Genomic DNA, 10,398 nt, shown 5'->3' on the forward strand with positions numbered 1-10,398 from the left:
GATCGCAAGAGCCGTGACAGGACCCACGCCCGGCATGGTCTGTGCGCGGCGGACCGAATCCGCTTTTTGGGCGGCACATCTCATCTTCGTGTCGAGCTCTGCAACACGCGCATTCAACCCCTCGATCCGCTCCAGATACATCCGACCAAGTTCCCGCACTTCGGTCAGTAGAGGGGTGTCATCATCTGCGATTGCGTGAGCGAGCGTCTTGAGGTGGGCAGGCCCCCGGGCGGCAACCAGTCCATGTTCGGCAAGGTGGCCGCGCAAGGCGTTGATCATCTGGGTGCGCTGGCCCACGAACATCTGCCGCGTGCGAAACAGCATGGAACGGGCCTGCTGATCTTCCGTCTTAACTGCCACATAGCGCATGGTTGGACGCATTGCAGCCTCAACGATGGCCTCCGCATCGGCCACATCGTTCTTTTGGCGTTTGACGAACGGCTTTACATAGACTGGCGGGATTAGGCGCACATCGTGCCCCAATTTCTCAAACTCCCGACCCCAGCCATGCGCCGTCGCACACGCTTCCATGGCGATCAGACATTTGGGCTGCTGTGCCACGAACGAAAGCAACTGCCCTCGCGACAGCTTCTTGCGGAACGCGACAGAACCTTCGCTGCGCGCGCCGTAACTGGAAAACGTGCTTTGCCAAGTCAATACCGATGAGAGTAACTTCGGACATGGATGCTCATTCCTTTTGTGGTGGCTTTAACACTCACCACAATGGCACATTACGATGCCGTCGGGAGGGGCATCCACGCCATCAACAAAGCCTTAATGAAACTAAAAACTTCATAATTTTATCTCCGACATGACCGCTCTTCTTTTGTGGATCCTCGCAGACCTACATTGGCACATAGATGCCGTCGGGGGGCGGTTACATTATCAGCGCCCTATAATGCTTCCCTCGAAGCGTGAGAAAGGACCGCACCATCAAACCGTAAGATCAGACACCTAGCGCAAAACTTCACATCAAAACAACTATAAGTGGTATGGTCGTTTGTAAGAGTCGATTCTGAGGCGAGCAGTGTAGTTCAGAACTATTTGGTGGACCGCAACGAACTTACGCGAATTATTCTGGATTTTCTGACAACACACGAAAGACCTGCGCATGGTAAGCACAGCCCAACTGAACATCGTCAACCTTCAGGTCGAGGCGGCAGGTCAGATCGCTATTGATAAAGCGAACGGTTCCTATGCCGCCAATCTTGCAGCAAACGACAAGTATTACCTGTGGCAAAGTGATTTTCAGACGTTGCCCACTAGCATGTTCGGCGAACCTGAATTATATGCAGAGCGTCTGCACGATGCGCTTCCGGGCGTGACAACGCTACGTATCCCTTTCAACCTCAACAGCTTCAATGCTGACGGTACTCTTCACCCGGATTTCGAACGCTTTTTGGTTGCTGCGGCTAACGAAGGCTTCACCTTTATCATGGTCCAGATGGAGGGCGCAGCTCAGACTCTGACAGCTTCGGGCCCAAACGCGTTGGATCAGATGCGCGACGGCCTGTCCGTTGAAGTCTATGACCGGATGGAGCAGGGATGGACCATGTTGCTTGACTGGATGGATACTCATCCGTCCGTCAAGGACTCTGTCTATGCCCATGAGGTTGTGAACGAACCTGCCGCCTACAATACGGCGACGTTCTATGGCACATCCCGCCCGGCCGCATTGCAGGATTTCGTCTCCCTGTATGCCACGCATATGGTTCAGCTTGGTCAAATGATTCAGGATCGCGCCGATGGCACAAAGATCATGGTCGGGGGCTGGAATTATTCGGCTCAGTTCCAGCAATTGGCTGACATCAGCATGGGCGGCGGAAGTGCGCTAGATTACATTCGCGAAGGGTTAGGCGATAGCTTGGTATGGTCCGCTCATCTCTATCCTGGCTGGCTTGGCACAGGGGGCATGTCTGATCCTAATGCCATTCGCACAGTGCTGGATGAGATATATTCGTCGATTGTGGACGACTCACTGATCTTGTCGGAGACGAATGCGCAAGGGAACGAGGCCTACAATCTGTTTTCAGACCGACCAGAGGTGCAGGGGTTCACGCAGGTCTATGACTGGTTCGCAGATCGCGGCATCGGGATCAGTTGGTTCACGGGCAGCCAGTACGGCGGGTCGGTTCTGTCGCGGATGGATCCGGACGGAACGCTCAGCTTTGTCCAGCAAGGTAGCTTTGGCGCCGCAATGGACGCCTTTACGCTTGGGGGCGAAGATCCCGATCATGCGGGGGGCGAGGTTGTCGAGATCCAGCTGATCAGGGGGCGGATGCGCAATCAGACCACCGACCCAGATTATCAGGCTTATAATGAGATGGACATTGCGCAGTTCTTAGGCAGTGGCCTTGGCCATGGGGGCAACGACACGCTGACTGGCAGCGCTGTCGCGAACAATTTTCTCTATGGCGGGACCAGCAACGATCTGGTGACTGGCAATATCCTCGACGATTTTCTGTACGGTCAGGACGACAATGACACGATTGATGGTGGCCTGTCGGGACATGATCACCTGTTCGGCGGAGGGGGCGAAGATCTGATCATCGGCGGCGCCGGGATAAGTCAGATGTATGGTGGTACGGGCGGGGATACTTTCGTCGCCCACCCGCGGGGCCAGACAATCATCGTTGATTACGACTCTACCGAAGGTGATCAGTTGATTATCAACGAGGCGGACTTCACAGTCGAAGATGTCCGCAGACTAGCGCAGTCGCTGGATTGGGATCTTGATGACTCTAGGGATCTGCGCATCGCCTTGCCGGGGGGCGGCGAGATTATCATGCTCGGAATGGGAGACCGCTTGGAGGACGTTATCGCCTCCCTTTTTCCCGCACAGGGTAATGTTGAGCCAGCTGCACCGGCGCCATTTCATTTGCTGCTGCAGGGTCGCCCAGGGGTCGATATCCTTGCCGGCGGCGCGGGCAACGATACCATCTATGGCGACCCCGAAGGTGCAGTTGGCGCTGACCAACTATACGGAGGTGCGAACAGAGACCTGATCTATGGCGGCGGAGAGGCCGACTATATTGACGGCGGAACCGGCAACGACACGCTGTATGGTGGCGAAGGTGGAGACGCGATCCATGGAGGCCTGCACAACGATGTACTGGAGGGTGGTGGTGGTGACGACACGGTGCATGGCAGTAACGGCCAGGATGTGCTCAGTGGTGGCCTTGGATCGGATACCCTGTCCGGCGATGGCGGCCGTGACACGCTATACGGCGGGGATAGCAGCGACTTGCTCTTGGGTGGGGGCGGCAACGACATGATTTTTGGCGGTAATGGCAACGACACGCTGTATGGCGGCAACCGCAATGACCTGCTGTACGGGGATGCGTCGAACGATGTCCTTTATGGCGAAAAGTGGAACGACACCCTGTATGGCGGCGCTGGCCAAGACGACCTTTACGGCGGTACCGAGGATGACGATCTTTACGGCGAGAATTCCAACGACACGCTGGATGGCGGTAGCGGGAACGACATGCTGGATGGCGGCGGTCAGAATGATCTCCTTTACGGCGGCACTGGAAATGACGATCTGCACGGAGGATTCGGTCTGGACACGCTGTATGGCGAAAACGGAGACGAACTTCTGAACGGTGGCGGCATGGCCGACATGATCTATGGAGGGTCCGGCAATGACACCCTGCTGGGAGAGGCGGGCAACGACTGGATCCACGGGGGGCCCGGCCAAGACGTGGCCACCGGAGGCGGAGGGGCCGATACCTTTGTCTTCGACCTGGGGGATGGTAGCCTTCGCATTACCGACTTCTCGGTCAATCAAGGCGACATCCTGCGCCTTGACGCGGCATTACTGGATGGGGCCCCGTCCGTAGCCGCTCTGCAGGAGCGAGCTACGCTAACAGATGCGGGAACCTCGATCATCTTCACAGACGGCAATACTGTGCTGATCGCGAATTTCCAGGGAACATTTTCGGACAGCTTCGTAGATATCCTTTAGAAACCTTGCCTATTCGCAGCTTTGAACCTGCCAAGGAGTACCGCTTTCTGATAATTGCGTTAGCGATTGTGACCAGCCTTTTGACGGTTACATCATGTGTGGGTAGTCACGGTTTTAGCAGTTTTTGCCGCCGCCAGAATGATATGTTTGAATGTGTCATATGTGTATCCGTCGGGTGTCCCCGCTCTGACGGCGAGCTAGAGGGGCTGCTAGCGTCAGGACTTGTTCTTAATCAGAGCCAGAATAGGACAGTTGCGGCCAATGCGATTGCCAAACGGTATGTCTCCGGACACCTGTCGTAACGCGTTGCAATCCGCCTCCAGTCTTTCAGCCGGCCGAACATGATCTCGATGCGATTGCGCTTTTTATAGCGACGCTTGTCGTATTTCACGGCCTTTTTGCAAGAATTCCGACCGGGGATGCACGCTTTTATCCCCTTGTCTTGCAACGCTTCTCGCAGCCAGTCAGCGTCATATCCCCGGTCCGCCAATAACCAGTCAGCCTTTGGCAAGCTGCTCAACATAGCCGCCGCTCCCTTATAGTCGCTCACTTGTCCCGCCGACATGAAGAAGCGGATGGGTCTGCCTTTCGCATCGGTGACGGCGTGCAGCTTTGTGTTTATGCCGCCCTTTGTTCGGCCGATCTGGCGAGCAGGCCCCCCTTTTTCGTGCGCAGGCTGCGCGACGTGCGATGCGCCGTTAGATAGGTTGCGTCGATCATAATTTTCTTGGGATCCGTGCCCTCGGCAGCCAAACCGACCATGATCCGGGCGAAGATCCCGTTATCGCTCCAACGTTTCCAGCGATTGTAAAGTGTCTTGGCCGGTCCATATTCTCTTGGCGCATCGCACCATCGCAAGCCATTGCGATTGATAAAGATAATGCCGCTCAGCACACGCAGGTCATCATCACGCGGGCGGCCATGGCTCTCGGGCAAAAAGGGGCGAAGGCGCGCCATCTGAACTTCGGTCAGCCAAAACAGGTTGCTCATCAATCAAGTCTCCTTGCAGGAGCCTGAATCACGTCAAAAGGCTGAAATCAATGGGTCTGGAGCCTAACAAGATGTGCCAATTTTGCACACGTCTAACCGGCTTCAACCATCTTGCGTTCGTTTTCTCATAGGCGGATGCTTTCAAACGGTTTAAGATTTTTTATGATACTTATTGGGCACTTGGATCCGACACACGATTGGCGGCCCTCAAATAACAAAGATTGCTTAAAAATGTCCCAAATGCTCGCAAAAATAGGATCATTCTGGACTGGTGGTCCGCTGTCTTGGATTGAATACGCCTCAATCCAAAGCTTTGTAGATTTGGGTCATGATTATGCGCTCTATAGCTATGAGCCAATCGCTAATGTGCCTAATGGGGCGCAGATGCGCGACGCTCGCGAGGTGTGGAATACCGAGACGATCATCATCCATGAAAAAGCACAGAGCCCGGCGATTCATGCTGATATTTTTCGGGCTATTATGGTGCGCAACACAGGTCGGATTTGGGCCGATACCGATATTATTGCGTTACGGCCGATGCCTGTAGATTTGAATTGGTTTATTGGACACGAACGCTCAGACAAGGAAATGCTGGGTAATGCGATTATGGGGTTTCCACCTAAGTCCGCCACAATGATGAAAATGGTGGATTTTTTAACTTCAGATTTTCCAATACCGCCATGGTATAGCGACAATAAACGTAAAAATATGGCCCGCAGGCGTGATAGGGGTGAAAAACTTCATTTAGGCAGTCTGCCGTGGGGCACAACGGGACCTGATTTGTTAACTTATTTTGCCAATGAAACAGGTGAAATAGAACATGCCCAACCTCAAGGTGCGTTCTTTCCGGTGGCTTTTCCGAATCGAAAAATGCTCGTGCGCGCAGTTGATTGCGAGGCCACGAAAGCGGTTATTAATGAGGCGGATAGCTACTGCGTACACCTTTATTCACGCTGGTTGCGTAAATTCACTGCTGACAATCCAGGCGGTTATCCAGAGCCGGATAGCTGGCTTGGGCGATATTTAAATTCCAAATCCCTCGTCGACTACGCGGCTTACAAACGCACCCAAAGTGAAGCAAACCAGACCAATAATAAGCGCGAAAACTTGGCGTCGATTGTCGCTGACGATTTCTATCCAGACCATGCCACACGTACGGTGCGACGCCCACTTCCTGCGACGACATCACGACACGGTAAATTATTACTCGCCACCATGGTGAAAGACGAAGGACCTTATGTTCTTGAATGGGTCGCTTATCATTTGTCGCGTGGCTTTACGGATTTGCTTGTGCTCAGCAACGATTGCACTGACGGCACCGACGAGATGCTTTTGGCCCTGCATGACCTGGGACTAATTTCGTATCTCGCCAACGATCCTTGGCTTGGAAAATCGCCACAACAGCGCGGCATTGCCCGGATCATGGCCCATCCATTATATAAAAACGCTGATTGGGTGATGTTGATGGACATCGACGAATTCTTGGTCATCAAGACGCCCAACGCGATTGCTGATGAGCTCATTGACTTGATTGTATCTAAGGACGCGACCGCCATGCCTATCACATGGCGATTTTTTGGTGCCAATGGGTTAGATAAATATGACCCTAGCTTGGTGATTGAGCGGTTTACAATGGCTGCTGCTGATGATTTTCGCAAAACAGGCGTCAAGACATTGTTTAAACGTTCGCCAGATATGAAACTCGCGATACATCGCCCCCACCTGCTAAGAAAATATCTAAAAGCTAAAGAAAAAAGCTTGCGTTGGATTAATCCAAACGGCGCCATCTTGAATGGCCGTGAAGTGCGTTGGAAATACGAAAGTGATGAGGTTGGCTATGATTTTGCGCAAGTTAATCACTATGCGATCAAATCAGGTGAGGAATATCTGATGCGTCAATTGCGCGGCGACGTGTTGGATAACCATAGTAAATATAACCCCAAATACTTTTTGGAATCCAATCGCAATGACATCAAGGATACTGGCGCCCAAGCGCACGCAGATGCAGTGCAGCGGACCATGAACCACTTGCTTAACATACCCACCGTTGCCAGTGCGGACGCGCTAATTAAGGTCCGTACACAGGAAAAAATATCGCGCCTACGGAGCGCGGCCGATCATATGAACAAGCTCTCAAATTTGGGATTTGAAGTATAATCAGGCGACATTGCTAACCTCCGTATCATCAACACAGCCGCCATATTGGCGACCGTATTTGGAAGCAGACTGTTAGAAAACATGACGAAAAACCCCATAAAAAAAACATGGTTTCACGATTTTCCACTGCGCGGATCAAGAGACTATGTTCATAGCGCGAGCATATGTACTGCATTGGACAATATTTTGGCCTCTACCGATAGTTGTGGATTTGCCGTTACGATGAAGCAATGGATGAATGGTCGCGTTCACTTTGCTCCTAAAGGGGCGCTGGAATTTCCGATAAAGGGCAACATCATTGTAACCTTATCTGATGGATCACAACGTCAAATTGATTTTGGTGACGATCCAACTGTGTTAATATCGCAGCGCACACCTTATGATGAAGACGCGATTGTACGCCGCGCAAATGTCCTAAAAGATCGCATAATAGTACCTACTGACGCCCCCGGAAGCTTTTTTGATAAGATCATCGCAGCAAATAAAAAGCTAATTAATACAATAATCAATCCGAACGTGAAACTTGTTGCATCTAAAATATGCATAAAAACTATGATGCGGCCTGATACATTTTCCATACAAATGGATAGTCATTTAGGAATCCGTATTTTCAAATCTTCAATTTATGATTCATGTGAAAAAATCGGGGAAGTCGTCTTTTATGGTGCAAGATAAATTTGGAATTCGAGAAATTGGAACGTACATCCCGACGGATCGCATAGACAACTTAGACCGCATCAAGAGATTTGATTACAACGAAGTATCGTTGCGCGATAAAATCGGCATATTGAGCACATCGCGCCGGGCACCCAATGAGACCTCCTCTCAGATGGCGGCACAAGCCTTTGTAAACCTTGAGGCGAAACTCGACGGAGTACTAGACCCTAGCACTTTGGATGTGATTATTTTGGTCACTCAGCATCCTGATGGCTTTGGCCTACCTCATAGTTCAGCCAATCTTCACGGCGCACTTCAGCTTCCGGATAGTTGCTTTGCATTTGATGTATCACTTGGGTGTTCAGGCTTTGTCGCAGCCCTTGCTGTGGCGAAGGGATACCTTCAGGCGACAGGCGGAAAGAGGGCTGTTGTCTGTACTGCTGACCCCTATTCTATCTCTTTGGATGAGGGCGATAAAAACACCTCTATGATCTTTGGGGATGCCGCAACCGCCACCTTGATCGAAGAAGATGCGGATTGGGCAATTGGCGCGTTTGATATGGGCACACACGCCAGCACTGCGTTACAACGAGATGAACGCGGCACCTTGAGGATGGATGGCCGGACTGTATTTAATTTTTGCGCTAAAAACGTGCCTATAAGTGTTGATAATTGTTTAAAAAAAAACAATTTATTGATTGATGAGGTAGATGTATTCGCATTACATCCCGGCTCAAAGTACATAGTTGATACTATCCGAAAGCGGTTAGGAATATCCAGTATACGACAATTAGATTGTATGGATTACGGAAACACGATTTCCTCTTCTGTACCTCTCATACTCGCTCAGATAGACCGTTCTCAAAACCCTATTGTTCTAGTCTCGGGCTTTGGCGTTGGACTGAGCTGGGCAACCACAATCTTAATGTAGGAGTACAAATATGAATATCGAAGAAAAAATTCGCACGCTAATTACGCAAAACGTAGGCGGAGTCGATGGAAATGCGATACCGTCAGACGCAATTTTGTTAGAAGCTGGTTTAGATTCATTAGATACAGCAACTGTTTTGCTAGAAGTACAGGAAGAGTTCGATATTACGCTACCTGAGGGCCAAGAAAATGATTTTGATACGATCGCAAAAATGACAAAATTCGTATCTAACTTATTGAAATAAAAGAAAGACGGGCCCTTGGACACGTTACTATCAGATCTATTACCACGGGCCCGCGCCGTAACAGGCACGGGGGACGAGAGGCAAATCAGAGCTGTAAAGGACGATATTTTTCGCGTACTTTACGGCGAAAAAATAAAAATACCCGAAAAAATTCGCCTTCTTCTTCGATTACATCACGCGCGTCTTGGTTTTCAGCTTAGTGGAAACATGGAGGCCCCATTTACCTCTCTGCAGGAGGCCCAAGTTCAAGGTCGGGAGATCGAAAAAATCGATCACGGCCTGCCATTCAAGAGATTATTTAATAAAGCAGCGCTGGAAAAATTTCCTAATAATAAAGGATTCAGGCTGACGAACATCGTATATAAACAGATAGAATCTGATTTTTTCGACGATTTCTTAATTGATCCAGAAACAGATGATATTGTTGTTCGTCGTCGCCCGGGCGCTAGGATTACAATTATTGCATTTTCCTGTATTCGCCATCGCTGTAGTGGCCTAGGCTGGAGCGATTTTGACGCGTCTATTGCGCAAAATTTAAATGCTAATCTTATTATTCTAAAGGATTTTGAAAAAAGGCTATTCCTCAAAGGCGTGAAATCACTTGGCGATTTTGACGCAACGATTTCGGGGTTAAGGGCTATCCTTGCAGAGTTTTCAGGCACCCAAATTGTGGCTTTAGGGGCAAGTGGCGGTGTGTATGCCAGTCTTAATATAGCACCACACCTAGGAATAAATCGTGTGGTGTCTTTGGCGGGGCCTGCATCATTGACTATTGGCAATGATGTTGACGACAGGCAAATCTATGCTCAGATTGATGCCGATATTCAAGCAGGCCATTATAAAGCCGTTGATATCGTAGACCATATTAAGTCTTCAAGTGTATCCCGCGTAGACTACTTCGTGGGAGGCCAGAATGCCTTTGATATGCTACAGCTAAATTATCTTTCAGGTGCAGGTCCCAAAATCCATCCGCATGTATACGAGAAAACAGGTATGCACACAATTATATTCTACGCCCTGTCCGATGGTAGCTTATCCAAAGCATTACTAAATCAGATTTAGGCGGTGCTTCAGCTTTTAACAGGCTGCTGAAATAGTCCCGCTTCGACAGTAAGTTGTGAACATGATTCACTCGCCACATGACAATATCGGGGGTGAAGATGCGCGGGACGGATGAAAAGCGCGGGTCGCTGTTTGGAGCGTTTCGGCCTTAACCTGATACATACGCTGCCGCGTGGAAGTAGTTCCAGCACTCTTGGGGCGAGAACATGTTGCAGATGTCGCCGAGGGCTTTGAACAGATCACTGAAAGTTCGTGCGCCCATTTTGCGGAGATGCGCCGGGGTGACCTGCCACGGGTCTTTCATCCAGCCGCGACCGGAGTCCAAGGGTTGTTTACGCCGATTGGCGCAGGTTGAGCAATCGCCCGACGCGCGGAGCTTTCATCTCGCGC

7 protein-coding genes and 1 pseudogene are annotated in these 10,398 nt (G+C 50.7%); 6 read left to right on the forward strand and 2 right to left on the reverse strand.

The annotated features are described in order from the left end of the window. Positions 1 to 682, reverse strand: a pseudogene (locus tag DWB67_RS17040) (IS110 family transposase); the annotation flags it as partial. Positions 683 to 1,111: 429 nt separating this feature from the next. Between DWB67_RS17040 and DWB67_RS17045 the strand changes: the two are divergent. Continuing rightward, positions 1,112 to 3,967 (forward strand): calcium-binding protein, encoded by a 2,856-nt coding sequence (locus tag DWB67_RS17045; RefSeq protein ID WP_119808754.1) that lies wholly within the window; start codon positions 1,112 to 1,114, stop codon positions 3,965 to 3,967. A gap of 232 nt (positions 3,968 to 4,199) precedes the next feature. Here the strand turns inward: DWB67_RS17045 and DWB67_RS17050 are convergent. Next, positions 4,200 to 4,957, reverse strand: a protein-coding gene (locus DWB67_RS17050) for an IS5 family transposase (protein ID WP_119808755.1) whose coding sequence is annotated in 2 segments (ribosomal slippage) — positions 4,200 to 4,621 and positions 4,621 to 4,957 — 759 coding nt in all. Because the reading frame shifts where the segments join, the coding sequence is not laid out codon by codon here. 231 nt (positions 4,958 to 5,188) lie between these two features. On the opposite strand from DWB67_RS17050, the gene DWB67_RS17055 reads away from it, so the two are divergent. The 5 genes from DWB67_RS17055 to DWB67_RS17070 all read left to right on the forward strand — a co-directional run bounded on the left by DWB67_RS17055 (position 5,189) and on the right by DWB67_RS17070 (position 10,008). Continuing rightward, positions 5,189 to 7,114: a glycosyltransferase family 2 protein gene (locus DWB67_RS17055; RefSeq protein ID WP_182911652.1), complete on the forward strand. Its 1,926-nt coding sequence runs from the start codon at positions 5,189 to 5,191 to the stop codon at positions 7,112 to 7,114. A gap of 81 nt (positions 7,115 to 7,195) precedes the next feature. Beyond that, positions 7,196 to 7,789 carry a hypothetical protein gene (locus DWB67_RS17930; RefSeq protein WP_147385970.1) on the forward strand — a complete coding sequence of 198 codons (594 nt, stop codon included), beginning with the start codon at positions 7,196 to 7,198 and terminating at the stop codon, positions 7,787 to 7,789. Continuing rightward, complete coding sequence (locus DWB67_RS17060) at positions 7,740 to 8,702, forward strand: ketoacyl-ACP synthase III (protein WP_119808757.1); 963 nt, start codon at positions 7,740 to 7,742, stop codon at positions 8,700 to 8,702. Before DWB67_RS17930 ends, DWB67_RS17060 begins: the two co-directional genes overlap by 50 nt. Before the next feature lie 10 nt (positions 8,703 to 8,712). Then, positions 8,713 to 8,946 carry an acyl carrier protein gene (locus DWB67_RS17065; protein ID WP_119808758.1) on the forward strand — a complete coding sequence of 78 codons (234 nt, stop codon included), beginning with the start codon at positions 8,713 to 8,715 and terminating at the stop codon, positions 8,944 to 8,946. Positions 8,947 to 8,961: 15 nt separating this feature from the next. Continuing rightward, positions 8,962 to 10,008, forward strand: coding sequence for a hypothetical protein (locus DWB67_RS17070; protein WP_119808759.1), 1,047 nt, complete (start codon positions 8,962 to 8,964; stop codon positions 10,006 to 10,008). Positions 10,009 to 10,398: the final 390 nt, after the last annotated feature.

Source organism: Paracoccus sp. JM45, from assembly GCF_003590715.1.
Taxonomy (GTDB): domain Bacteria; phylum Pseudomonadota; class Alphaproteobacteria; order Rhodobacterales; family Rhodobacteraceae; genus Paracoccus.

What these genes read in the sequence shown, in the direction of transcription:
- DWB67_RS17045 (WP_119808754.1), top strand. Translation starts at nt 1,112, where the DNA reads ATGGTAAGCACAGCCCAACTGAACATCGTCAACCTTCAGGTCGAGGCG.
- DWB67_RS17055 (WP_182911652.1), top strand. Translation starts at nt 5,189, where the DNA reads ATGTCCCAAATGCTCGCAAAAATAGGATCATTCTGGACTGGTGGTCCG.
- DWB67_RS17930 (WP_147385970.1), top strand. Translation starts at nt 7,196, where the DNA reads ATGACGAAAAACCCCATAAAAAAAACATGGTTTCACGATTTTCCACTG.
- DWB67_RS17060 (WP_119808757.1), top strand. Translation starts at nt 7,740, where the DNA reads ATGATTCATGTGAAAAAATCGGGGAAGTCGTCTTTTATGGTGCAAGAT.
- DWB67_RS17065 (WP_119808758.1), top strand. Translation starts at nt 8,713, where the DNA reads ATGAATATCGAAGAAAAAATTCGCACGCTAATTACGCAAAACGTAGGC.